Origin of the sequence: Halomonas sp. C22 (assembly GCF_007655045.1) — a bacterium.
GTDB lineage: Bacteria > Pseudomonadota > Gammaproteobacteria > Pseudomonadales > Halomonadaceae > Vreelandella > Vreelandella hamiltonii.
In genome coordinates this window covers 266,184-289,847 of the sequence record NZ_VBVC01000001.1, presented here as the reverse complement: position 1 = coordinate 289,847, position 23,664 = coordinate 266,184, and the positions used below count along the sequence as shown (strand labels likewise).

Here is a 23,664-nt window from a genome sequence, read left to right as displayed (position 1 = left end):
TCTCAGGTAGGTACCGGGCGGTGCTCAAAGACACGGCGCAACACAAAGCTGGTATGCGCCCCCGTGACCCCTTCGATCCGATTGATGACATGCAGCAGCAGATGCTGATAGTCATCCATGTCCTTGACCAGAATCTTGAGCTGAAAGTCGGCCGCTTGACCCGTGATGATCAAGCACTCCACCACGTTGGGGATGTCACGCACGTGGCGCTCGAAGTTATCGAAGCGCTCGGGGGTGTGTTGATCCATGGAAATATGCAGCAGCGCCATCAGCTGATAGCCCAGCGGCCGAGCGTCCACCACGGCCCGGTACTGAGTAATCAGCCCATGGGTTTCCAGCGCCCGAACCCGGCGCAGGCAGGGGGATGGCGAGAGGCCTATGCGTTCGGCCAGTTCCTGGTTACTGATGCGCCCTTCCTGCTGAAGGATATCCAGGATACGACGGTCATAACGATCCAGCGTCAGGGGAGTCACCGACATGCTCGACAGCCTCTACTAATGAAATCCATAAACCCGCCATATTCTGCCACTTTTTCTGCCCACTGGCCTATTTTCGCAATAACCTTTCGCGGCATTCTGGTTACACTAGCATGGCTGCCAAAAGCAGCTGCTCCCAGGGCCTCTTACCCGGAGGCCTGGCACGCGGCTCACGCCACAAGCGGCCGCCTCAAACAACCTCATGCTTTCAGGAAACTCACCATGTCTGCCTTCGATCATCGCAAGTATCGCCCTGCCCCGCGGGTACCCGCGTTCAATCGCCAGTGGCCCGACCGGGAACTGACCCACGCTCCCATCTGGGTGAGCGAGGACCTGCGCGATGGCAACCAGGCGCTACTGGAGCCAATGACCGTCGAGCAGAAGCAGCGCTTTTGGCACCAGATCATCAAGGTCGGTATCAAGGAAGTGATGGTCGGCTTTCCCTCCGCCAGCCAGCCGGATTACGACTTCGTGCGCTGGTTGATCGAAGAGGACCAGATTCCCGATGACGTCACCATTGCGGTGCTGGTGCAGTGCCGAGAGCATTTGATCGAGAAAACGTTTGCCTCGCTGGTGGGCGTCAAGCGCGCCATCATCCACCTGTACAACTCCACGTCGACCATTCAGCGCGAACGGGTCTTCGAGATGGACCGCGACGGTATTACCGACATCGCCGTTCAGGGCGCCACCTGGGTCAAGACCCATGCCGCGCAGTACCCCAACGTCGATTGGCGTTTCCAGTACTCCCCTGAAAGCTTCTCCAGCACGGAGATCGATTTTTCACTGGCCATTTGCGAAGCGGTCATGGATGTGTGGCAGCCCACGCCGGACAACCCGTGCATTCTCAACCTGCCCACCACCGTGGAAGTGGCAGGCCCCCACCACCACGCAGACCAGATCGAGTACTTTTGCCAGCATATCAGCCGTCGGGATAGCGTGATCATTTCGGTACATACCCATAACGACCGGGGCGGCGCAGTGGCTTCTGCCGAGCTGGCCCTGCTGGCCGGTGCCGATCGCGTAGAGGGCACGCTGCTGGGCAACGGCGAGCGTACCGGCAACATGGATATCGTGACGCTGGCCATGAACCTGTATAGCCAGGGCATCGACCCGGCGCTGGACCTCTCCAATCCCGATGAGATCATCCAGGTCGTGCATGAGTGCACCGGCATCGCCATTCACCCCCGCCACCCCTGGGTGGGCGAGATGGTCTACACCGCATTTTCCGGCAGTCACCAGGATGCCATTCGTAAATCGCTCAAACACCAGAAGCCCGATGAGCCGTGGCAAGTGGCCTACCTGCCCATCGACCCCCATGACATCGGCCGCGACTACCAGGCAGTGATCCGGGTCAACAGCCAGTCAGGCAAAGGCGGCATGGCCTTTTTGCTGGAGCGCGACTACGGCATTCACCTGCCCCGCTGGATGATGCTGGCACTGGCCCCCCACGTGCAGAAAGAGAGCGAGCGGCGCAACAGCGAGCTCTCCAGCGCCATGGTCCGCCAGGTGATGTTCGATCAGTTTGCCCTGGATGCCCCGCTCTCCCTGGCGGATTACCGGCTTTCCAAAGGTCACCAGGAAGGCATCGACATCACCCTGTGGCACGGCACTGAAACGCTGCGCCTTTCCGGCACGGGCAACGGAGCCATGTCATCGTTCACCGACGCCTGGAAACAGCATACCGGCAGCCACGTGGCCATTCTGGACTACAGCGAGCACTCACTGGGGGGCAGCAGCGAGGCCAATGCCATTGCCTTCGTGCAGCTGAATATCGACGGCCAACGGGTATGTGCCGTGGCAGAGGACAGCGACACAGTGAGTGCCTCGCTCAAGGCCGTGCTGTCAGGCATCAACATGGCCAGCATGGCGGCATCCAGCGAGGCCCCCGTCGAGCACTCCTCCATGGCCACCGCTTGATCTTCGCCAGTTGCGACATGACGGTTGAGGCATAAGAGCAAGCAAGGCCCTTTCTCAGGGCCTTGCCGAACATGCTACACTTTTTGACCTTGATTCTGCTCTCCACACGAGGCCACCATGGACACTGGCATGGTCAGTCTTTTTCTGATTGCGCTGGGAGGCGCGCTTGGCGGCATGGGCCGCTTTGCCGTGTCCAATGCCGCCGCGAAACGGCTAGGCAAAGCCTTCCCCTGGGGTACGCTCATCGTCAATGCCAGCGGCGCGCTCGTGGCGGGCTGGCTGCTGGCACGTTATGGCTTGCAGCATCACGACCCCACATGGATATTCGCCATCATCGGCCTGCTGGGCGGCTATACCACCGTCTCCTCCTTCAGCCTGCAAACCCTGGAGCTGTACCAGTCCGGCCAAGCCGCTCGGGCGGCACTCAACGTTGCCAGTACGTTAGGTCTGGGGCTTTTGATGGCTACCCTGGGCTGGTGGCTGGGCGGGGGGTTGTCATGAACGCCTATCTGGCCGTTGGGCTCGGCAGCGCCGTCGGCAGCCTGCTGCGCTACGGGGTATCACTGGCCTCCCTGGCAGCGCTTGGCAGCTATTTCCCCTGGGGCACGCTACTGGTCAATGTCGTGGGCTCGCTGCTGATCGGCTGGCTGGCAGCCACCGCCTCGCGCTTTCCTCACCGAGCGCTGGCACGCCACCAACCTCTGCTGGTGGCAGGCTTTTGTGGCGGCTTCACCACCTTTTCACTGTTCAGCCTGGAAACGCTCTACCTCGCCCAACAGCCCCAGTGGTGGCTGGCACCGCTCTACGTGCTGGTCAGCGTACCGCTATGGCTGCTGGCCGCCTGGGCCGGAGAGCGCTGGGCGCTTGCCTCATCGCCTGCGGCCGAATGAAAGATATTCTGGAACGGCAGCAGTGCTGGCTGTATCTGTTTGGCATTGGCTTGGGCATAAGCGCAGGACTATGGGCTCCCGAACGCATGGCCGTGCTGGAGCCATTGCTTTGGCCGTTACTGGGTGCGCTGCTCTACACCACCTTTACCCAAATCCCCCTGCTCGCTATTCGCCAAGGCCTTCAGGACAAACGTTTCATTGCAGCACTGCTGGTGGGCAACTTCATCGTGATTCCTGCCGCCGCAGGCTTGGCAGCTTTATGGCTGCCCCTGCCACCCGCCCTATTGGCTGGCGTACTGCTAGTGCTGTTGGTGCCTTGCACCGACTGGTTCATCACCTTTACTCATCTGGGCAAAGGCGATACGGGCCGCGCCATTGCCGCCACGCCGCTACTGCTCCTGATACAAATGATCGCCCTCCCCGTCTATTTATGGTGGCTATTGGGCATAGAGTGGCTGAACATCGCCCTATCCACAGCACTGATCAGCGCCTTTGTGGGGCTGATCGCCACCCCACTGCTGCTTGCCTGGCTGACGGAGCGTCTGGCGGAGAGCTCAGCAAAGGCTCAACGCATCACACAAGCCATGGGATACTGCCCGGTACCACTGCTGGCGGTCGTCGTGTTCATCATCGCGGCATCGCAAGTGGCCAACGTGGTGGCGCTGACCCAATGGTTGCTGCCATTAGGGCTTCTGTTTAGCGGCTATCTCCTGCTGGCGGGGCTCTTGGGCCGAGCGTTAGGACAACTTTTCTCACTCCCGACCCGCAGCGCACGCACCCTGGCCTTCAGCTTTGGCACACGCAACTCCTTTGTGATGCTGCCAATCGCCCTCACTCTGCCCAATGGCTGGCAAGCTGCCGTGGTCGTGATCGTCTTTCAATCCCTCGTCGAGCTGTTCGGCATGGTGGGCTACCTTCGCTGGGTGCCAGGCAAGCTACTGCCTGACGCCCATGCACGCCATCGCTGAACGAGATACTCAGTGGCTACCCATCAGCTTTTCCACTGCTATCGGGTCGTTGTGCACTGCATAGCGATCCACCACGGTGGCACTGGCATCGTTCAGCCCTATGAGCTCCACTTCCGCACCTGCACGACGGAACTTGATGATGACTCTATCCAGCGCCTGAACGGCCGTCACATCCCAGAAATGTGCTCTAGATAGATCAATGATCACTTTATCGAGACGCTCTTTGACGTCGAAGGCAGCGGAGAAACGCTCGGCGGAAGCAAAGAACACCTGTCCTACCACGTGATATTCACGCAGGTTGCCAGCCATGACGTCTGTCGAGCCAACGTACATGATATTGCCAACCTTGTTGGCAAAGAAAAGCGCCGCCAGCAGCACCCCAACAAACACGCCAATGGCCAGATTGTGTGTACCTACGGTGACTACCACCGTTGCCAGCATGACGACATTGGTGCTCATGGGGTGTTTTTTAAAATCACGTACCGACGCCCAGTTAAAAGTGCCAATCGACACCATGATCATGACCGCCACCAGCGCCGCCATGGGAATTTGCGAGACCCACTCCGCCATGAAGACCACCATCAGCAGCAGCAATATGCCCGCGATGAGGGTGGATAAGCGCGTGCGACCACCGGATTTGATGTTGATCACCGATTGGCCAATCATGGCACAGCCCGCCATACCGCCCATCAGGCCGGCACCAATGTTGGCGGCGCCCTGGCCTTTGCACTCGCGATTCTTATCGCTGGAAGTGTCGGTGAGGTCATCCACGATCGTGGCCGTCATCATCGATTCCAGCAGCCCCACGACCGCCAGCATGACCGCATAAGGGAAAATGATCATCAGCGTTTCAAGAGTCAGCGGCACGTTCGGCCACAGGAAAATGGGCAGCGTATCCGGCAGTTCGCCCATATCGCCGACGCTGCGAATCTCCATACCGCTGACCATGTACACCACGGTCAATACCACGATGCACACCAGCGGTGACGGAATCGACTTACCCACCACCGGTAAATAGGGGAACAGATAGATGATGCCCAGCCCGGCGGCCGTCATGGCGTAGACATGCCAGGTCACGTTGGTGAGCTCCGGCAACTGGGCCATGAAAATCAGAATCGCCAGCGCGTTCACAAACCCGGTGACCACCGAGCGCGAAACGAAACGCATCAGCTCCGCCAGCTTCAGGTAGCCCGCGATGATCTGCAATACGCCCGTCAATAGCGTGGCAGCCAGCAGATACTCCAGGCCATGCTCTCTCACCAGCGTGACCATCAGCAGCGCCATCGCTCCGGTGGCGGCAGAAATCATGCCTGGGCGGCCACCGGTAAAGGCGATGATGACGGCAATACAGAACGAGGCATACAGCCCCACCTTGGGGTCGACGCCAGCAATGATCGAAAATGCGATGGCTTCAGGAATTAGCGCCAGCGCGACGACAATACCTGAGAGCGTGTCGCCTTTGATATTGGAGAACCACTCTTGCTTGCTGAAAAGTGCCATTCAGGGAGTCCATGGTTTGAGGGTGATAGACATTGCACACCAAGGCCGCACAGAGGCAGCAAGTGGGCATAGCGTTGTCAAAGTTTGTGGGGGAAGCTACCAAACGAAGACGCCAACGCGCCGATAGCCAAATAACGGCAACGGAGTGCCATGGCACCGAGATGACATGAAGAGCGTCATGGCGCCGAAAAGGAAGGAAAACCTAGGGTGGAGTCATCAACCCTGATGTCGGCAGAAGGATGGCTGCCATGGTGTCGTTCATTGCAAGATAAACCTTGTTGGTCTTTTGTCGCTTCAGACGAGGCAGAGGCCGCCGAGGGCCCGGCTCGCTTTGAGCGCGGCATTTTATCAGCAAACAGGGGCTTTCGCACCCACCCACCCTAGACGTTTAGACGATGACCCGTCCCCTAAGTATCGCTTACCATGGCACTCAATCGGCAGGCCTGCCGCCTGTTCTTCATCCTTTTTCAACCACTTCACGAGAGGATCCGCACATGAGCCAAACGGTAGCAGTGATCAAAGGCGACGGCATCGGCCCCGAAATCATGGACGCCACCCTGAAGGTGCTGGAGGCCCTGGAGTGCGGGCTGACCTATGAATTTATCGATGCAGGACTGGTCGCGCTCGAGAAACACGGCACGCTGGTGCCTCAAGCATCGCTGGATGCCATCGAGAAACACGGTATCGCCCTGAAAGGGCCGCTGACAACGCCGATTGGCAAGGGCTTCTCCTCCATCAACGTTCAGTTGCGCCGTCATTTTGACCTTTATGCCAACGTTCGCCCGGCCATCAGTTTCCCTGGCACGCGCTCACGCTACGATGGCATCGACATGATCACCGTGCGGGAAAATACCGAAGGTGCCTACCTCTCCGATGGCCAGGAAATGGTGGACGACGGCAATACCGGGCTTTCCGTGATCAAGGTGACTCGCCAGGGCTCCGAACGTATCGTGCGTTACGCCTTCGAGCTGGCCAAGCAGAACGGGCGTAAAAAAGTGACGGCCGTCCACAAGGCCAACATCATCAAGACCAGTTCCGGCCTGTTTCTGGATGTGGCCCGGGAAGTCGCCAGCGAGTATCCCGAAATCGAGTTTCAGGAAATGATCGTGGATAACGCCTGCATGCAGCTGGTCATGAACCCGCACCAGTTCGATGTAGTGGTAACCACCAACCTGTTTGGCGACATTCTCTCGGACCTGTGCGCCGGGCTCGTGGGTGGGCTTGGGCTCGCCCCAGGCGCCAACATCGGTGAAAAAGCCGCTATCTTCGAAGCCGTACACGGCTCTGCTCCGGACATTGCCGGCAAGAACATGGCCAACCCCTGTGCGCTGCTGCTGGCAGCAGCACAAATGCTGGACCACTTGGGCATGCAGCAAAAAGGAGACGCCATACGCCACGGCATCCGAGCGGTGCTCGAAACCCGCCGTGACATGGTCACGCCCGACATGGGCGGTACCGGCACGACGGCGACCTTCGCTCAAGCCTTGGTGGAGCAGGTCAATCATTGATAATTATTAAAATAGATACCTGACATTACCAATGTGACATTTTGTGCCATAACGATACAAAACAGTGTTTTCTATAGGAAACTGGTCTATTCTAGGAGCGTTTACAATAACGCTCCCGGAATTTTACGGCCATGCTCACCTCCCTGAAGTCCGACCAGCTGCGCAGTGCGCTGTCTCAACATACCGCTTGTATCTACTTTACTCCTGAGGGTGTCATCCAAGATGCCAGCCACTTGTTTCTGAGTACGGTAGGTTATTCACTGGCGCAGGTTAAAGGGCAGCACCACCGAATGTTCTGCTTTCCCGAAGATGCCAACAGCCCGGAGTACAAAGCTTTCTGGCAAGCGCTGGCGTCAGGAGAGAGCCAGCAGGGGCGCTTTCGGCGGGTAAATGCACAAGGGGAAGAGGTCTGGCTGGAAGCCACTTACCTGCCGATCAAGAACCGCCGTGGCAAGGTGGTGCAGGTGTTCAAGGTGGCCAGCGACGTGACCGAGAAACACCAGAGGGCGGCACGAGAGCGGGCCATTCTGGCAGCGCTCGACAGCTCCATGGCGGTCATCGAGTTCACCCCTGATGGCTACATTCTGGAAGCCAACCACAATTTCGAGCAGGCCATGGGCTATCCGCTGAGCCGCATTCGCGGTGAACACCATCGCCTGTTTTGTGAGCCCCTGTTTTATCAACAGCACCCCCACTTCTGGCAAGAGCTGGCCCGCGGCGAGTTCAAGCAGGGCAAGTTCGTCCGGCTCAATGCCCAAGGGCAGGTGGTCTGGCTGGAAGCGACCTACAACCCCATCTTCGATGCCGAAGGACGCGTGGTCAAAGTGGTCAAGTTCGCCACCGACATCACGGCAGAAATGACTGCCACCGAGGCCGCCAAGGCAACCGTCGGCAGCGCCAGAACGTCATCCAGCCAGACCGAGCGCATTGCTCAAGAAGGGCTTTCACACCTGCAGAAGGTGATCGCAGACTCGCAGCAGGCTGCCTCGACGCTGGTAGAGGCACAACAGCTCATCAATGCGCTCAATCAGCAGGCAGCACAGATCAACAGCATTACCGCCTCTATTGCGCGGATTGCCAGTCAGACCAATTTGCTGTCGCTGAATGCCGCCGTGGAGGCTGCACGTGCCGGTGAACAGGGGCGAGGTTTTGCGGTAGTGGCCAACGAGGTGCGCCAACTGGCCAAAGGCTCCAGCGATGCAGTCAGTGAAATCACTCGGGTGCTCAAGGAGAACAACGCCTTGGTGAGCCGGACGACGCAGGCCATGCAGCAGGTGGTGGAACAGGGCCAGAATAGCCAGAATAGCGTGAAGGAGATCGAGGCGATCGTTAACGAGATATTGCAGGGAGCGCAAAGCGTATCTCACTCGATCGAGCGACTCGCGCTCGAAGCGAGCTGAGCCACCCCGCCAGCTCAGGCTGGCGGGGCGTGCTACGGTTTAGCGCAGTTTGGTTTTACGCAGGTACGGCAGTACCGCGTCGAATTCACCAAATTTCTGCTGAGCAGCTTCATTGGAAACGCTGGGAGGAATGATGACATCCTGCCCTACACTCCAATCCGCAGGCGTGGCCACGCCGTGCTTGGCGGTGGTTTGCAGAGCATCCAGCGCGCGCAGGATCTCGGCAAAATTGCGTCCGACGGTCATCGGGTAGGTCATCGAGAGCTTCAGCTGCTTGTCCGGGCCAATGATGAAAACCGAGCGCACCGTCGCGCTATCGGCAGGCGTGCGTCCATCGGGCAAGTAGGCGTCTTCCGGCAGCATGTCGAACAGCTTGGAGACCTTGAGCCCTTCATCGGCGATGATAGGGAAGCTCACAGCACTGCCGCTGACGGTCTCGATATCGCCCGCCCAGCGCTTGTGATCCTCGACACCGTCCACGGACACCCCGATCACCTTGGTGCCACGCTTTTCCCATTCAGCGCTCAGGGTAGCCACCGCGCCAAACTCGGTGGTGCAGACAGGAGTGAAATCCTTGGGGTGGGAAAACAGAATCGCCCAGCTATCGCCTATCCATTCATGAAAGCGAATCGGTCCCTGGCTAGTTTCCGCTTCGAAGTCAGGTACAACGGCATTGATACGTAGTGACATGGTGGCTCCTCAAGTAAGGGTATCCGGTTTTCATACCTTATATGACTTTACCGCCCTTCACTATAGAACTTTTTGAGCTAAGCAGGTAAACGGCGTTCATGATGGAAGCACACAAATGCCCGCGCTCACTTAGCTCTTTTGATCCAACGCTGCTTTGCGAAGTGGCGAAGGTTGGTAACGCTGTCTGTCTCATCCACAATATCCTGACCCAGGATAGTCTCGATGATGTCTTCTAATGTAATAAGACCCACGAACGTGCCATGCTCATCGTAAATCACACGCATGTGGAGGTGATCCTTGAGCATCGAGGTAAAGACCTGCTCCACGTTACTGGTGACATCAACGCTGCCAATGGGGTGCATGAGTTCACGCATCGTGCTGGCATCATCAGCATGGTACATGTCCGATTTATGTACATAGCCAAACGCCAGTTCACCTCCATCCATGACAGGAAAGCGAGTAAACGAAGACTTTCCATGTTTCTTGTCGAATTCATGCACGGTCATACTTGGCGGCACGGTTTCACAGACCGTACGAGGCGTCATTGCTTGACTCACGGCAATATCATGCAAATTCAACGTATTGATAATTGTACGCGACTCATCGGCATCCAGTACCTTTTCTTCCAGCCCTATTTTAGCCAACACTTTAATCTCGTCGCGCAAATCGACATCATGTTCCGACTTGCCCAAGCGTCGTGTCATCAACTCCGACATCCAAATAAAAGGCAACAAGCCAACGATCATGATATTTAACAAACGAGGCAATAAAGGTGCGATATTGCGCCAATAAGTAGCGCCTATTGTTTTAGGGATGATTTCAGAAAGCACCAGGATCAGTAGCGTCATGACTGCCGAGACGACGGCGATGGATGCTTCACCAAACACGGTGGCTGCCTGAGCCCCTACGGCAGTGGCTCCAACGGTATGCGCTATGGTATTGAGCGTCAAAATAGCGGCAAGCGGGCGATCTATGTTGCCTTTTAACTTTACCAGCGCTGCATGCAAACGTGGTTTATGATCTTTTTGCTTGGCAATGTAACTTGGTGTGATGGATAAAAGCGCAGCCTCTAGTATTGAACAAAGAAAAGAGACGGCAATCGCCAAGGTGGCGGTGATCAATAAGAGGAGCATGGCAGCCTGAGGCAGTGAGTGGTAGAGGACTTATATTCCCTCGAAGAGCAAGCTGTCAATAGATTAGCGTTTTTTTGAGTCTCGGACTGGCGCCTAGCCCCGTATGCAATGTGATCACCCTCAGTCTGCCACCAAGTCATCCGACGAGGATGGTATCGTCCCGTTGAAAAACGTATATAGCTGACGCACCGTCTCCGGAGAGACGTTATGGGTAATGAACACGAACCGGGAGACCTGATCGCTGACACAGTGAGCGGGTAACGACGCCGGTGGGTGGAAGATATGCTGCACGCCATGCAGCGCCAGCGGTGTGTCTCGCCCTTGCAGATGCACGATGGCTTTCATGCGCAGCATCCTGTCGCCCATCATGGCCATCAGCAGATCCAGCCAGTTCTCCAATGCTTCCGGCCTGATACGCTCCTCTACGCTGAAACAGAAGGACTTGATCTGATCGTCGTGATGCGCCGACACAGAGGGCGGCGCCAGAGGAGCAAGGCTCTGCTGCTCACCAGAATCCTCAGGCTGCCCACTGGCCAGCGAGGTGGTGTGATAGCTCGCCGACTTGAGCCAGCTTTCCACGCGATATCGACCTGTACCCGCCTGATAGAGCCCGGCGCCTACCAGCAGTTCAGGGTTCAGGTTGCCGGATAGCACCTGCCACTGTTCAGCCGCCGGATTCAGCGTGGCCAGTTGATTGGCCAGTGCCGAGAGAAGATGTTCATCGACCAGATCGGTCTTGGTGATCAATAGCCGATCGGCCACGGCCACTTGGCGTTGAGACTCTCGATGGGTGCGCAACGTGGCATCACCGTTGGCGGCATCGATACAGCAGATCACGCTATCGAGCTGAAAGCGGTGCGCCAGCCAATAGTCCGTCATCATGAGCTGCAATAACGGGGCAGGATCCGCAAGGCCAGTGGTTTCGATCACGACACGCTCAGGGGCAGGCTTGCCTTTCGCGGCCTGAGCGTCGAGGGCCTGTTGCAGGGTACGGCTCAAGTCGCCCCGCAGCGTACAGCACAGGCAGCCGCTGCTCATCTCGACGACCGCCTGCTCATCGCTATGGGTCAGCAACTGGTGGTCGAGCCCTATTTCTCCAAACTCATTGATCACTACCAGCGTATTGCGCATGGAGGCCTGACGAACCCAGCGATTGAGCAGCGTGGTCTTGCCACTGCCCAAAAAGCCCGTCAGGACGTTGACGGGGATCAGCGTCGTATCATGCATGGCAACCTCTTGCGTGTCTTGGCGGGCACCGAAGGGAAGCCCCTTGCCCTCTGTGGCCACTCATTATAAATATGTTATAACATATCAACATGAGCACAAACAGATTTTACCGAGGAGCCCATCATGACGCCGTTGCTCTCAACGCCGACCCAGCCTCTACCCTCTCATGCCGCCCAAGGGCATGACATCAGCGTCCTGCCACAGATTTTTGAAGCGCCTATCAATATTGCCATTTTTCAGCGCAAGCTACCCGCCGAGCTGGCAGTAAGCGCCAATGCACAGTCTCAGACCACCCGCGATTGGCACTATGCCTGGCTGGGAGCGCCGGAAGAAGCCTTCATGGCCGACCTAAAACGCAAGCTGCCCTCCCCTGAGGCAGGCGATGCGCTGGTGGAAGATGTGGCGACCATTGCCCAGGCCATTGCCTACCTGTTCGATACCGACAGCGTCGGTATTCGCCTGCGCCTGCTCACGGCGGCCATGTGCCCCCGCTTTCACTGCGATAACCTGGGGGTACGACTGGTGTGCACCTACTCAGGACCGGGCAGCGAGTGGCTGCCCAATGACGCGGTCAACCGACAAGGACTGGGCGCCCCGCACCCCGACCGCCCCGAGATCGTGCTGGATGAGAACGCCATACAGCGGCTGGAACCCGGCGATATTGCCTTGATCAAGGGCAGCGCCTGGGAAGGTTCAGAACAGCATGGCCTGGTGCATCGAAGCCCCGCCCTCCAAGAGGGTCAAAAACGGTTACTGCTGACCATCGACCCTGCCTGATAGAGGCCCAACTAAAAAAGCCGACCCGGACAGGTCGGCAATTCATCGAAACAGTCGCGAGCCCCTCTGCACGGCTTGTCACTCAGGAGATGGTCTCGGGCCCGGGCGTCAACATTCGGACCACATTCTGACCAGGTTGTTGTAGGTTCCCGTCAGGGCTACCAGCTGCGCGTGCTGCTCGCCCTGTTCTGCCCGCATGACGCGCAGTGCGTTATCCATTTCATAGAGCAGGCGGCGTTGCTCCGTGTCCCGAATCAGGCTTTGCATGAACATGTAGCACCCCAACCGCTCACCCCGGGTCACCGGGGTGACCTCATGCAGCGACCCCGAGGGGTAAGTGACCAAACTCCCCGCAGGCAGCTTTATGGACTGTTCGCCAAAAGTGTCGATGATCCTGAGCTCCCCGCCTTCGTACTCGTCAGGGTCGGACAAGAACAAGGTCGCTGACACGTCCGTACGCAGGTAGCTACCGTCTGGCAGCGAGCGCAACGTACTGTCGATATGCTTTCCATAATGGCTATCGTCGACCGTATAGCGATTGAAGTTGGGCGGAATGATCTTGAAAGGCATGACCGCGCTCATGAGCTCTGGCGTCCGATTGAGCGCGCGCATGATGAGGACACGCAGGTCTCGCAAGACCTCGGATCCTTCCGGGATTTGCAGATTCTTCTTCACCTGTTTGGCCTGGGGGCCTGCACTGATGCCGCGGGCCCACTCTGCCAGCTGTAGCTGGCGGCGCACTGCCGCCAGCTCATCAGGTGTCAGAATATCGTGGAAACTGACAATCATGATGTTCGCTCTTAAAAATCGTAGCGTAGGGTCGCAATGGCATGTCGGCCTGGTCCCGGAATACCTTGTGCGCCTCCCTCGGCCAGCTGGGAAATATACGCCTTGTCGGCCAGGTTAAACGCATTGATGCGCAGCTGCAGCTCCTCGGTAAAGCGGTAGGCCGTCGACGCATGGAACAGGGTGTAGCCATCGATCTCGACCTGACGGCGACGTGCGCCGGGTTCCGACGCCACGCTGCTGGTCTGGCTAGCCACATGCTCCATACCACCACCAATGCTCCAACGCGAGGTGACGTCATAGTCGGACCAGACGTTGAAGGAGTGACGTGGGGTGCCGCCCAGGCTGGAACCCACTTCCCAAGGATTGTTGGAACGACGTACTTCAGAGTCCATGTAGGTGTAGCTGGTATACAAATCCCAGTCAGGCGTCAGGCTGCCCATGGCCCCTATCTCGAAGCCATCCACGCGCTGTTCACCATCCAGCACCTGCAACAGGTCGCCCCCTCCTTGAGCCGGTGTGCGGGCGTTGGTCTTGTCAGTGCGAAACAGTGCAGCACTGAGTAACAGGTTATCGGCGACGGTCCACTTGGTACCCAGTTCGTAGGCAATCGTACGCTCGGGATCCGTATCGAAAGCAGACGCATCGATGATGTCTTCACGGCCGCCCTGGGTGGCATCTCCCCCACCGGCCAGCTGCACCAGGCCACGGTCGAAAGTGCCCGTCACGTCGAACGACGTGCCCACCGAGGCGTAAACGGTACCATTTTCAGTGGGTTTGAACACCAGCCCCAGATTACCGCTCCACTCACTATCCGAGCGTGAGACGGGGCCGATGGGGTCATCGTACCCCGTATCCGTGGCCGTCGATTTGACATGATCCCAGCGAATGCCCGTGTGCAGGTCCCACTGGGGCGACAAGGCCGCCACATTCAGCGCATAGAGCCCTACCTGCTCCGACTCCAGCCGATGCTGAGTGCCATCATAGTAAGCCACGGGGCGGACACGAGGTTCTGGATCGAAGAGCGATGTACGCGGGCCGCTTTGATCAGGACGACGGTCATTCTTGATATCGACGTAGCCAACCTCTGCTCCCAACACAAGATCGTGGCCTATCTGGCCCGTATCAAACGAGAGTAGTACATCGGTTTGATTGAAAAACGACGTATCCGTCTGATCGCGCGGCTTCAGGTCACCCTGCACCTGGGCCTGTGAAAAATCTCCACTTCCCCAGGCAGCGGCTGGCACCTTGATACGTGGCGACGAGGTAATGGAGTCGTTTTCGACTCGACTGGCACGAAACTGGTTACGCAGGCTCAAACGGTCGCTGACATAGTGCTCCACCGCCACGCCTAGCTGATCGACATTGATCTTCTGATAGTCGTCGACATGCCCATAGAAATTGCTGTAATCGAGCCCCGGCGGCACCCTGCCGGTATAGTAACCATCGCCAGCGCGCTGACCACTGGGCGTGCGGCCATTACTCGCCAGGTTGGCAGGGTCACCACTGTAGCCTTCACGGTCGATGGGGATGCCCTGATCAGGAATATTGTTCTGGCGTGTGTGCAAGAAATCCACTGCGACCTGCGTATCCTCTTGCAAGCCCCAGACGTAAGCGGCATAGACGCCATGGCGGTCCTGTTCGACTACGTCGCGCCCATGCCCATCCTGAGTGTGGTGCATCAGGTTCAGGCGCAGCGCGCTGTTATCATCGATACGCCGATTGAAGTCACCTGTCAGACGAAACAGGTCATCCGTGCCCACGGACGTTTCAATACGATTGCGGTCCTCCATGAGAGGCTGCTTGGTCACGAAGTTGATGGTGCCCCCTGCCGAACCACGCCCGGAGAAGGCAGAGTTCGGTCCCTTGATCACTTCTATTTGCTCTACATAGAAAGGATCACGGAAGTAGTTTCCCAGGTCGCGACTGCCATTCAAATTGAGGTCATCACGCGCGTTGAAGCCGCGAATCTTTAGCTGATCACCGCCCGGGGGATTGCCCTCCCCCGCCTGAAGACTGATGCCCGACACGTTTCGCAGCGCATCTCGCAGTTCCGTCACGTTCTGATCTTCCAGCAGATCACTTGTCAATACCGTCACGATGCGCGGGGTTTCCTGAACGCTCCGCTGATACTGGACGCTATCCATGAAGGTGCCTCGATAACCGGTCACGGTCACCGTATCGAGCGCCGGCGTCGCTGATTCACTACTTTGCGCTTGCGCATGGCTACCCACCGTGGCCAGCAGGCAAGCGCTGGCCGTCAGCCATTTGCGCAAGTGCAGCGAACCACGCTGCCGAGAGCCACCTTCGGCGTGAGTATGGATAGCGCTGGAGAGCGTCTTTTTTCTGGTCGTTAGCATGATGCGTTCCCTTGGAAGGTGTTAAGTCGTCGTGTGCCAGCCCTTTGCGTTCCACTAGAAGGGATAGGGCGTTTTGTTATTTGCAACAAAATACCAAATAACAAACATTATGCAAACAATAAGGATTAACATTCTCATTGGTAGCGTGCTAACTATGCGCTTGAATTAGCGAGAAAAAACGACTGGAAGAGTTCACGAGGCCAGGAAAACGACCGGAAAGTAGCCTTCTGGAAGGGGCATTTCTCAATGAGACAAGGGGGCGCTACTGGGCATATGCCACTTCACTCGATTGCGGCCATCGCGTTTTGCACGATACAGGGCAAGGTCGGCGCTGCGCAGGTCGCTTTCCCACTGTGCAGGGGCGCTTTCAGGATTCACCTGACAGGCTCCAATACTGACGGTGACGCTCACCAGGCCTTCACTGGTCACGATGGGTGTCAAGGCCACCGCTTTGCGCAAATGCTCCAGCGAACAGCCCTCTTTGGTATCGTACATCCCTACTCCAAATTCCTCTCCTCCCAAGCGTGCGACCAGATCATCGGAGCGCACGCTACTGCTAAGGCGGAAAGCGACCTCTTGAAGCACCTCATCGCCCACCTGGTGCCCATATTGATCGTTGATCGTCTTGAAATAGTCGATATCGATGACGGCAATGCAGAAGCTTCTGGCCACGCTGGCAGCATGGGCATAGAACCCTTGGATACGTTCGATAAAAGCACGCCGATTAGGCAGTTTGGTCAACACGTCCGTTTCAGCCAGATAGCGCAACTTACGCTCGGCATCGAGTCGCGACTGCTCGACCTCCAAGGCGTAGAACAGAGCCCCTAACGTATCCAGAAGCGGCTGCAAGAAAAGCGCGTCCTCTTCGGAATAATCTTCTTCCTTGTTGGCCAGTCCAATCATGCCGACGGTCTCTTCACCGATCTTGATAGGAAGGCCCAGAAAGCGCTTGAGGGGAGGATGGCCAGCCGGCGTTCCCCGTGACGCATGGTGGCGTCTGGGCTGGTTGGCCATGACCACGTTACCCGACGTCACCACGTGGCCAAACAGGTTATCGAGATTATTGAAAAACAGCTCGCCGCGCTGATAAGCACGGTACTGTTCATTGGTTTCTTCACTCCAGCTAATGTTCGTCAGCGCATGAATGAACAAAGTCTTGCCATGACCTTCCTGTTCCACGACTTGGCCAATCAGGCCGAACTGGCTCTCTGCCAAGGCAAGCAATTCATCGAACACCAGCTCGCAGGAGTGACGAATGTTTTTTTCCTGGAGGAAGACGCTCTGCGCACGATTCATGAAATTCAGCAGTTGAACCTGCTTGTACTCGCGCAGCTCGATACGTTTCTTTTCGCTGATATCACGAATCACGCAGGTCATGCGCAGTGGGCGGCCTGCACTGTCGTTGGCCACGGTACGTCCATAAGTGTTGACCCATAGCCAATGACCCTCCGCATGGCGCAGCCGATACTCCACATTCAAGACGGCGCTTTCATCTGCCAGATGGGCACGTATGGCATTGTTGAGCCGCGCATAGTCGTCACTATGTACCAAGCCTTTCCAGAAAGACGACCGGCTATCCACCTCATCGCGCTCAAGCCCTAGCAACTCGCACCAACGTTGATTGAAGACATTATGGTCATTGGGAATTTCCCAATCCCAGACGCCAACATCAGCGGCCTCGATCATCAATGAAAAATCTGCGCTGCTGACCTTGGCGCGCTGCTTGTCGATGAGACGGATGTAATCACTGATGAAAAAGCTGAGCGATTCTAAAAACTTGAGGTCTTTGGCGGTCAGCGTATTGGGCCGATCATCGATCAGGCACACGGCGCCGACCTCACGCCCCCCCGCCACCAATGGCACACCTGCATAAAAGCGAATATACGGGCTGGAGAGCACGAGGGGGTTATCGCAAAAATCCGGATGCTGACTGGCATCCTCGATGACCAGCGGAGCGCGCAGTTCAACGACGTGGCGACAGAAGGCATCCTCGAGGGAAGTGAAATCCACGTCCAACCCCGCTTTGGCGATAAACCACTGCTTCTGGCCAAGCACCGAGATCAATGCAACGGGGAACTCGAAAAAGTCTGCCAAGGAGGCAATCAGATGATCCAGAGCATCCGACTCATTCTCCTGCGTGAGCTTGTACTTACTGATGTGCTGCCAACGTTGATTTAGCATGCTCGCCTCGTGTCACTGGCCCGCAATACGTTTCACTTACCGCTTCCAACGTAGACTAGCGACCCTTTGGCTTGGCGTCTTCCACCGGATTTTGAATAAACCTCAAGCAAAGCGTCACCATCTTTATTTATCAGCAACTTATAGAAAAACAATTCACTTTTTTAACATTTATAATTGAACAAATATGATACAAGCCCTGCTATATTGTCAAACATAACCTCATACCAATGAGTGAATGACAGGACAGCATGCGGCTAATATAAATTAGCTCAAAAGCAGTTGCTGTGCCATGGTTAGCTTAGGAGCCTCCCCTTGCCCTCTCTTAAGCAAGCTAACAGTCTATAGAGAAGGAAAATATGGATACCCATTTTTTCAATGCACCGCTCTATCATGCGTTACTCGGCCATACCGCCTGCATTCTGTTCACGCCAGAGGGGATGATCAAACATGCAAGCCCTGCGTTTCTCAAGGTCATGGATTGCCAGTTGAGCGCGATCAAAGGGCAGCACCATCGCATCTTTTGTGACCCTACAGACGCTCAACAGCCAGCGTACCAGCAGTTCTGGCGTTCACTGGCATCGGGGGAGAGTTTCACCGGGCGATTCCGGCGTTTCAAAGACAGCGGTGAAGAAGTGTGGCTGGAAGCCATGTACGTGCCGATCACCAACTATCGCGGCACGGTAAAGAGCGTGCTCAAGATTGCCAACGATGTCACCGCAAGACATCAAAAGGCTCAGCGCCAGGAAGCCGTATTGAAAGCCTTGAATGCCTCGATGGCCGTCATCGAGTTTACTCCCCAAGGAGAAATACTCGAGGCCAATGAAAACTTCGAAGCGGCTATTGGCTACCGTGCCAATCAATATGTGGGGCAACACCACCGCATGTTTTGCCACGACAACTTTTATCGTGAACATCCCAATTTCTGGGCGCGTTTAGCACAAGGGCACTTCACCAAAGGCCGGTTCGAGCGCAAAACCGCGCAGGGCAATAGCATTTGGTTAGAGGCCACGTATAACCCCGTCAAGGATAGCGATGGCAATGTCGTAGAAGTCGTCAAGTTTGCCAGCGACATCACCCCCTTGGTCGAGAAGGTCAATGCCACGTCGGGTACCATCAGTTCCGCTCAAAGCAGCACTTCGCAAATAGAGCGCACCGCGAAGGACAGTCTGGACCACCTGGATGAGATGGTCAAAGGCTCTGAGCAGGCAGCCCAGACATTGGCACAGGCACAAGAGTTGATCGATGCTCTGCACAAGCAATCACAGAGCATCAACAAGATCACGGAATCGATTGCCAGTATTGCCAGCCAAACCAACCTGCTCTCTTTGAACGCTGCCGTAGAGGCCGCCAGAGCTGGGGAGCAAGGTCGCGGGTTTGCCGTCGTAGCCAATGAAGTGCGTCAGCTAGCCAAAGGAGCCTCAGAAGCCGTCGAGCAGATCACCCGTGTCTTGAAAGAGAACAGCCATTTGGTGGAGCGCACGACGCAAGCCATGCAACAGGTGATTCAACAAGGCAAAGCCAGCCAATCCAGCGTCAGCGAAATCGATGCCATCGTGAACAAGATTCTGCAGGACGCCCGCCATGTCGCCCACTCCATCGAGCAACTGGCTGCTGACACGCATATTTGAGCAGAACGTTTTCATGCACAGGGACGTGCACCCTCTTATCCACCCAAGCCTCGTAACACATGTTCAACTTGTGATTTGGCTTGTTGTTGAGTCGCGCCACTTTTGAGCAGCAGCCGTAAGCCTGACATCGAGAGCGTCAAAAAGTACGCCAAGCTTTGTGCATCGTACTCTTCGGAAATAGAGCCTTCTTGCTGCGCTTGTGCGATCACCGTGACAAAAAACGCGGTAATCGCCTGCACACTCTGTCTGGCTGCTTGTGATTCTGCGGTCTCGCTGTTGCCCAGTTCAGTCGCCGAATTAAAAATCAGACAGCCTAGGGCGGCTTGCTCGCTCTCGGCCTGCTCGGCGGTGCGTGTCAGCAAGCGTTCGATAAAGCACCAGGCGCTCTCTTCTTGAGCGAGCGATGTGGTTAACTGTGCCAGTAACTGCTCCCGATAGCGGGACAACGCTTTAGTGAACAGCGCTTCTTTGTTGCCGTAGGTATGGTAGAGACTGCTACGGGAAATCTTCATGGCATCCAGCAAATCACGCAGCGATGTATGGTGATACCCCGAACGCCAAAACGAATGCATGGCAGCGCTTAACGCCGCCTCTGGTTGATGCTGCATCGGTCTTCCAACGCTCATGTGTCTACCTCACTGCCTGCCTAACTGATTAGCCGCCTAATATATCATGCGGGCGGTGCCGCTCGCTCTGAGCCTGTCTGCCCAATTCATAAAAATGCCCGCACGAGTTCGTACGGGCATAGAGGTAAAAAGCTTAATTAAGCAGTTCACGTACCTGTTTAATGCCTTCACGGGCAAGCTGTACCGGGCGGGAGTCGCTGATGGTCCAGGCGGCCATAGAGCCGTCGTACATGGCGATATTCTCAAATCCGGCCACTTCACTGAGCACGAACCAGTCGGTCGCCGCCCAATGTCCGGTATTGCAAAACGCAATGGTGCGCTCACGACTGTCGAGGTCGGCTTCATTGATGCGTGATTGCAGACCATCAACATCCAGATAGTAAGCACCGTTTTGTACATTCAAGTGGCTTTGGTGCGGTAGGCTTCGCGCGCCTGGTATCGTGCCTGCCACTCGCGCGGCGGGTGATTTATTCTCACCAGAAAAATAGTCAGAGGGTCGTGCGTCTACCAACTGCGCCTGCTCTTCTCGTGCTGCCTCTACCTCTTCCGTGCTGGCCACTAACTGCTCACGTAACGACGCTTCGAAGTTGGTCGAATCAAAGACATCCGGCTCGCCGGTAACCACGTCATAGCCCTGCTGCTGCCAGCCTGCAAAGCCACCGTTCAAAATCGCCACGTCATCATGACCTAATACTTTCAAGGTCCAGTAAATCCTTGCTGCACTGCCAAAGTCCGTCGGCCCTGTGCCAGCTGGCACAATCACCACGTCGCTGTCGTTGCTGATTCCTAAGCGACCAATCAATGCTTCCAGGTCATCGACCTCGGGCATCAACCCCGCCACGCTGTCACGGGTTTCACGCCAGCCATCATCGGTATAGCTGGTGTAGCGGCTGCCCGGTATGCGCGCTTCTCGAAAGCTATCTTCATCCCCGCCGTTATCGATGGAGGAGCGAACGTCCAAAATCACTAGGGATGGTTCATCTTTGTGGGTATCTAACCACTGCGCGTCCACAAGGGGCGTCATTTCCAACGCTTGAGCTTGGGCAACCACACTGAAGACACCAACGGCACTGATAACGCTGCGTTTCATGGAGACAACTCCTCTGCCAGGAAGGAACGATTGGTACAATACTCTTATCATGCTCTATAAAAAGAGAAGCTGACAATAGAGTTTGGCTATATGGCACTCGCCAAGGGCACAAGAAAATAATCTGCGTGACGCTGTAAGTATTTTGAAAGTGGCCTCACTGAACATCAGCACAATGCAACAGGAGCACTGCCATGCCGCCTTCCACCCCACGCGCGTCTGAGTCAGCGCCCACCTTTTGGCTCAGCGGTAAGCGCCATGCCGAGCAGGATCATTTTTTCCGTCGCACCTTAGAAGCTCAGCAGTGGAAGGAAGGGGATGAATGCCACTGGCAGGCTGCTTGGGTAACCGGCATGCCTTTGAAGCGTGCTTTCCAGCACACCTCTCCCACGTGCAAAATGAACCATATTCCTGGTAATGCGGCGCTCACCGTCAAGAGCCGCTTGCACGAAAGCCTGAGCGGCTTGCGCGAGCGCATGCGTCACGCCTTCGGGGATGACCATGAGACCGTGGCGCGGCTAGACTTTTTTCCACGTGCCTATGAAATGCCTCACGACTACCCGGCCTTGATCGAAGATGCCTCGGCCAACCCGCATAAACACTGGATTTTAAAGCCCACCAACGCTTCCAAAGGGCAGGGAGTTCGTGTTCTCAAGGACCCCACCACAGCCCCTCTCACCCCCAACTGGCTGGTGCAAGAGTACGTCGCGAACCCGCATACCATTCGCGGGCACAAGTACGTGCTGCGTCTTTATATGCTAATCGCCAGTATCGATCCGCTGCGGGTGTACCTGTATGACCAGGGATTTGCCAAGCTAGCCTCTGAGCCCTGGGACCCCGACGACATCGACAACCCCTTTAGTCAGTTAACCAACCCAGATATCAATGCCTTGAATATCGGGGCTGAGATCCCTGTCGAGTTTATTGATCTGGAACGCTACCGAGAGTGGTTGCGCGATCAGGGGAATGATGACGACGTGCTGTTCCACCAGCTGCGGGATCTTGCCACGCTCACTGCGCTCTCGGCAGCGGATACCATGCGGTTACGCACCCAAGAGGATGGCGCAGACCCTATGGGCTGTTACGAGCTAATTGGCTTGGACTGCTTGGTGGATGATCAACTGAAGCCGTGGATCTTGGAGTGTAATTTAAGCCCGTCGCTCGGTATCTGCGCGAAACCAGAGCATGGGGGTACCGTCGAAGAGGCGGTGAAAGGCGCCCTAGTGAGCGATATGCTCAGCCTTGTAGGGCTCTACCCACGGGTGACAACCCCCTATATAGACGCAGAAGCGCTGGCCGCTGAACGCAAGCGGTCAGGAGGGTTTGTGCCTCTCTATCCTGCGGCCACCTTAGAGGCCACGCTGGGTTACTTACCGTTCATCGGACTCCCCAGCCTCGCCGATTACCAGCTGGCTTCACCTGAGCTTCAGCAAGCTATCGCGTTTCGTGCCTACGGGGTGAGTGAGCTGATTGAAGGCGACCAACTGGCGCTTTATCACCACCCAAGCGGCCTCTACTACCAGTTAAATGATAGCGCTGCCTTGATGTGGCTAATGGCTAGCGAGGGCGAGTCTATCGAGCAGATGATCGCGCACCTCACCGCCGCCAGCGGGGGGCAAATAGCAAAAGAGCAGTTGATGTCCGACCTATGGGCAACGTTGACCCCTTGGTATCAGCACGGTCTCTTGACACTGCATACGGCTACTTCAGACGAGCCCAAGGTCTATTCAGAGCGCACAGCATCTACCGCGTGGCAAACCACTTTTTATTTTGCAGGGCGGCAGTGGCTATTAACGGCCCCTAGCGGTGCTATCGCGGAGCATTTAGCGAGCGCCTTATCGCCATTGGCGAAAGGCGTGCATGACGCCGCCTTACCCGCCGAGCCTTTACACCTATTAGAAAGCGCCAACGGTTACTGCCTCACCAACCATAGCCGCGTCATCAGTGCTCGCCTTAAACGGCCCGATATTCTGGATGCCATCACCCGCTACTGCATGAAGACTGCGTCTCGTGCGGGCGAGTTAACGCTCGACATCGCGCTACTAGGCAATACCCAGCAGCAATTCGCCTGCGTGTTACCCGCCCAAATATCCCCAGGCGTACTCGACACACTGGCGCAAGTGGCCACGCAGCACGGCTTGAGCGTCACCCGTGGGGCACGACTGTCCCCCCAGTCACCCACGCGCCTTGTTCCACTGAATCTTCCGCTCAGTGATCATAGTTGGGCGCCTCTGCCTCATCAGCCGTTAGAGACACCTCCTATCGTCATCGTCCTCTCCGCGGATGCTGACACGCTGTCCGAGCCGCTCTCTTCTTTGTCTTTGCTAGGCGCGCTGTTACCGACAGCGTATGAAACAGAACACCACCTCAGCGTCGAATCGCTTCAGGCATTGCAAACGCTGTGTCAGCGCTCAGAGCAGGTATCACTCAGCTTGGCCTCTCAGGGTCATGATCTGGGCGCATGGCTGAGCCGCCACGTATTACAACCCACTTCCCATGCCGCTGTGTAG

General features: G+C 56.6%; 19 protein-coding genes. 9 read left to right on the top strand and 10 right to left on the bottom strand.

The features are described from left to right. Positions 1–2: 2 nt before the first annotated feature. Complete coding sequence (locus FEU76_RS01385; RefSeq protein WP_039175572.1) at positions 3–479, bottom strand: Lrp/AsnC family transcriptional regulator; 477 nt, start codon at positions 477–479, stop codon at positions 3–5. A 219-nt stretch (positions 480–698) separates the two neighbouring features. Between FEU76_RS01385 and FEU76_RS01380 the strand changes: the two genes are divergently transcribed. The 4 genes from FEU76_RS01380 (at position 699) to FEU76_RS01365 (ending at position 4,251) form a co-directional block, all read left to right on the top strand. Beyond that, positions 699–2,393 (top strand): 2-isopropylmalate synthase, encoded by a 1,695-nt coding sequence (locus tag FEU76_RS01380; RefSeq protein ID WP_144979749.1) that lies wholly within the window; start codon positions 699–701, stop codon positions 2,391–2,393. A 117-nt stretch (positions 2,394–2,510) separates the two neighbouring features. Continuing rightward, a complete protein-coding gene (gene crcB / locus FEU76_RS01375) occupies positions 2,511–2,894 on the top strand; it encodes a fluoride efflux transporter CrcB (protein WP_144979746.1) in 384 nt (127 codons plus the stop codon). Continuing rightward, positions 2,891–3,283 carry a fluoride efflux transporter CrcB gene (gene crcB, locus FEU76_RS01370; protein ID WP_144979743.1) on the top strand — a complete coding sequence of 131 codons (393 nt, stop codon included), beginning with the start codon at positions 2,891–2,893 and terminating at the stop codon, positions 3,281–3,283. The genes crcB (FEU76_RS01375) and crcB (FEU76_RS01370) overlap by 4 nt, the downstream gene beginning before the upstream one ends. After that, positions 3,280–4,251, top strand: coding sequence for an arsenic resistance protein (locus tag FEU76_RS01365; protein WP_144979740.1), 972 nt, complete (start codon positions 3,280–3,282; stop codon positions 4,249–4,251). Before crcB (FEU76_RS01370) ends, FEU76_RS01365 begins: the two co-directional genes overlap by 4 nt. Before the next feature lie 9 nt (positions 4,252–4,260). Here FEU76_RS01365 and FEU76_RS01360 read toward each other — a convergent pair whose 3' ends face one another. Continuing rightward, complete coding sequence (locus tag FEU76_RS01360) at positions 4,261–5,751, bottom strand: SulP family inorganic anion transporter (protein WP_144979737.1); 1,491 nt, start codon at positions 5,749–5,751, stop codon at positions 4,261–4,263. Positions 5,752–6,245: 494 nt separating this feature from the next. Here FEU76_RS01360 and FEU76_RS01355 point away from each other — a divergent pair, with 494 nt between their 5' ends. Further along, positions 6,246–7,259, top strand: a complete 1,014-nt coding sequence (locus FEU76_RS01355; RefSeq protein ID WP_144979734.1) for an isocitrate dehydrogenase — start codon at positions 6,246–6,248, stop codon at positions 7,257–7,259. A gap of 131 nt (positions 7,260–7,390) precedes the next feature. Next, on the top strand, positions 7,391–8,659 hold the full coding sequence (locus tag FEU76_RS01350; RefSeq protein WP_144979730.1) for a PAS domain-containing methyl-accepting chemotaxis protein: 1,269 nt from the start codon (positions 7,391–7,393) through the stop codon (positions 8,657–8,659). Positions 8,660–8,698: 39 nt separating this feature from the next. On the opposite strand, the gene FEU76_RS01345 is transcribed toward FEU76_RS01350, so the two are convergent. The 3 genes from FEU76_RS01345 to FEU76_RS01335 form a co-directional block, all read right to left on the bottom strand. Continuing rightward, positions 8,699–9,349, bottom strand: coding sequence for a peroxiredoxin (locus tag FEU76_RS01345; protein WP_039175565.1), 651 nt, complete (start codon positions 9,347–9,349; stop codon positions 8,699–8,701). Positions 9,350–9,474: 125 nt separating this feature from the next. After that, complete coding sequence (locus FEU76_RS01340; protein ID WP_144979727.1) at positions 9,475–10,482, bottom strand: CNNM domain-containing protein; 1,008 nt, start codon at positions 10,480–10,482, stop codon at positions 9,475–9,477. Between the two features lie 120 nt (positions 10,483–10,602). Continuing rightward, positions 10,603–11,709 carry a CobW family GTP-binding protein gene (locus FEU76_RS01335; RefSeq protein ID WP_144979724.1) on the bottom strand — a complete coding sequence of 369 codons (1,107 nt, stop codon included), beginning with the start codon at positions 11,707–11,709 and terminating at the stop codon, positions 10,603–10,605. A gap of 123 nt (positions 11,710–11,832) precedes the next feature. On the opposite strand from FEU76_RS01335, the gene FEU76_RS01330 reads away from it, so the two are divergent. Further along, complete coding sequence (locus tag FEU76_RS01330) at positions 11,833–12,486, top strand: DUF1826 domain-containing protein (RefSeq protein WP_016916278.1); 654 nt, start codon at positions 11,833–11,835, stop codon at positions 12,484–12,486. 108 nt (positions 12,487–12,594) lie between these two features. Here FEU76_RS01330 and FEU76_RS01325 read toward each other — a convergent pair whose 3' ends face one another. The 3 genes from FEU76_RS01325 to FEU76_RS01315 form a co-directional block, all read right to left on the bottom strand. After that, a complete protein-coding gene (locus tag FEU76_RS01325) occupies positions 12,595–13,275 on the bottom strand; it encodes a Fe2+-dependent dioxygenase (RefSeq protein ID WP_144979721.1) in 681 nt (226 codons plus the stop codon). Positions 13,276–13,286: 11 nt separating this feature from the next. Continuing rightward, on the bottom strand, positions 13,287–15,632 hold the full coding sequence (locus FEU76_RS01320; RefSeq protein WP_222114771.1) for a TonB-dependent receptor: 2,346 nt from the start codon (positions 15,630–15,632) through the stop codon (positions 13,287–13,289). A gap of 243 nt (positions 15,633–15,875) precedes the next feature. Then, positions 15,876–17,813, bottom strand: coding sequence for a diguanylate cyclase (locus FEU76_RS01315; RefSeq protein ID WP_144979718.1), 1,938 nt, complete (start codon positions 17,811–17,813; stop codon positions 15,876–15,878). A 356-nt stretch (positions 17,814–18,169) separates the two neighbouring features. Here FEU76_RS01315 and FEU76_RS01310 point away from each other — a divergent pair, with 356 nt between their 5' ends. Next, entirely contained in the window at positions 18,170–19,441 is a 1,272-nt protein-coding gene (locus FEU76_RS01310; protein WP_144979715.1) for a PAS domain-containing methyl-accepting chemotaxis protein, read from the top strand. Positions 19,442–19,476: 35 nt separating this feature from the next. On the opposite strand, the gene FEU76_RS01305 is transcribed toward FEU76_RS01310, so the two are convergent. Further along, positions 19,477–20,049, bottom strand: coding sequence for a TetR/AcrR family transcriptional regulator (locus tag FEU76_RS01305; protein WP_157779945.1), 573 nt, complete (start codon positions 20,047–20,049; stop codon positions 19,477–19,479). A 151-nt stretch (positions 20,050–20,200) separates the two neighbouring features. Continuing rightward, a complete protein-coding gene (locus FEU76_RS01300) occupies positions 20,201–21,157 on the bottom strand; it encodes a sulfurtransferase (RefSeq protein ID WP_144979712.1) in 957 nt (318 codons plus the stop codon). A 191-nt stretch (positions 21,158–21,348) separates the two neighbouring features. Between FEU76_RS01300 and FEU76_RS01295 the strand changes: the two genes are divergently transcribed. After that, complete coding sequence (locus FEU76_RS01295) at positions 21,349–23,664, top strand: PqqD family peptide modification chaperone (RefSeq protein WP_144979709.1); 2,316 nt, start codon at positions 21,349–21,351, stop codon at positions 23,662–23,664.

Excerpts from the sequence above, each read along its gene's own strand:
- FEU76_RS01360 (WP_144979737.1), bottom strand. The coding sequence starts at position 5,751 with ATGGCACTTTTCAGCAAGCAAGAGTGGTTCTCCAATATCAAAGGCGAC.
- crcB (WP_144979743.1), top strand. The coding sequence starts at position 2,891 with ATGAACGCCTATCTGGCCGTTGGGCTCGGCAGCGCCGTCGGCAGCCTG.
- FEU76_RS01380 (WP_144979749.1), top strand. The coding sequence starts at position 699 with ATGTCTGCCTTCGATCATCGCAAGTATCGCCCTGCCCCGCGGGTACCC.
- FEU76_RS01335 (WP_144979724.1), bottom strand. The coding sequence starts at position 11,709 with ATGCATGATACGACGCTGATCCCCGTCAACGTCCTGACGGGCTTTTTG.
- FEU76_RS01300 (WP_144979712.1), bottom strand. The coding sequence starts at position 21,157 with ATGAAACGCAGCGTTATCAGTGCCGTTGGTGTCTTCAGTGTGGTTGCC.
- FEU76_RS01325 (WP_144979721.1), bottom strand. The coding sequence starts at position 13,275 with ATGATTGTCAGTTTCCACGATATTCTGACACCTGATGAGCTGGCGGCA.
- FEU76_RS01385 (WP_039175572.1), bottom strand. The coding sequence starts at position 479 with ATGTCGGTGACTCCCCTGACGCTGGATCGTTATGACCGTCGTATCCTG.
- FEU76_RS01365 (WP_144979740.1), top strand. The coding sequence starts at position 3,280 with ATGAAAGATATTCTGGAACGGCAGCAGTGCTGGCTGTATCTGTTTGGC.
- crcB (WP_144979746.1), top strand. The coding sequence starts at position 2,511 with ATGGACACTGGCATGGTCAGTCTTTTTCTGATTGCGCTGGGAGGCGCG.
- FEU76_RS01340 (WP_144979727.1), bottom strand. The coding sequence starts at position 10,482 with ATGCTCCTCTTATTGATCACCGCCACCTTGGCGATTGCCGTCTCTTTT.
- FEU76_RS01320 (WP_222114771.1), bottom strand. The coding sequence starts at position 15,632 with ATGCTAACGACCAGAAAAAAGACGCTCTCCAGCGCTATCCATACTCAC.
- FEU76_RS01305 (WP_157779945.1), bottom strand. The coding sequence starts at position 20,049 with ATGCAGCATCAACCAGAGGCGGCGTTAAGCGCTGCCATGCATTCGTTT.
- FEU76_RS01330 (WP_016916278.1), top strand. The coding sequence starts at position 11,833 with ATGACGCCGTTGCTCTCAACGCCGACCCAGCCTCTACCCTCTCATGCC.
- FEU76_RS01350 (WP_144979730.1), top strand. The coding sequence starts at position 7,391 with ATGCTCACCTCCCTGAAGTCCGACCAGCTGCGCAGTGCGCTGTCTCAA.
- FEU76_RS01315 (WP_144979718.1), bottom strand. The coding sequence starts at position 17,813 with ATGCTAAATCAACGTTGGCAGCACATCAGTAAGTACAAGCTCACGCAG.
- FEU76_RS01295 (WP_144979709.1), top strand. The coding sequence starts at position 21,349 with ATGCCGCCTTCCACCCCACGCGCGTCTGAGTCAGCGCCCACCTTTTGG.
- FEU76_RS01355 (WP_144979734.1), top strand. The coding sequence starts at position 6,246 with ATGAGCCAAACGGTAGCAGTGATCAAAGGCGACGGCATCGGCCCCGAA.
- FEU76_RS01345 (WP_039175565.1), bottom strand. The coding sequence starts at position 9,349 with ATGTCACTACGTATCAATGCCGTTGTACCTGACTTCGAAGCGGAAACT.
- FEU76_RS01310 (WP_144979715.1), top strand. The coding sequence starts at position 18,170 with ATGGATACCCATTTTTTCAATGCACCGCTCTATCATGCGTTACTCGGC.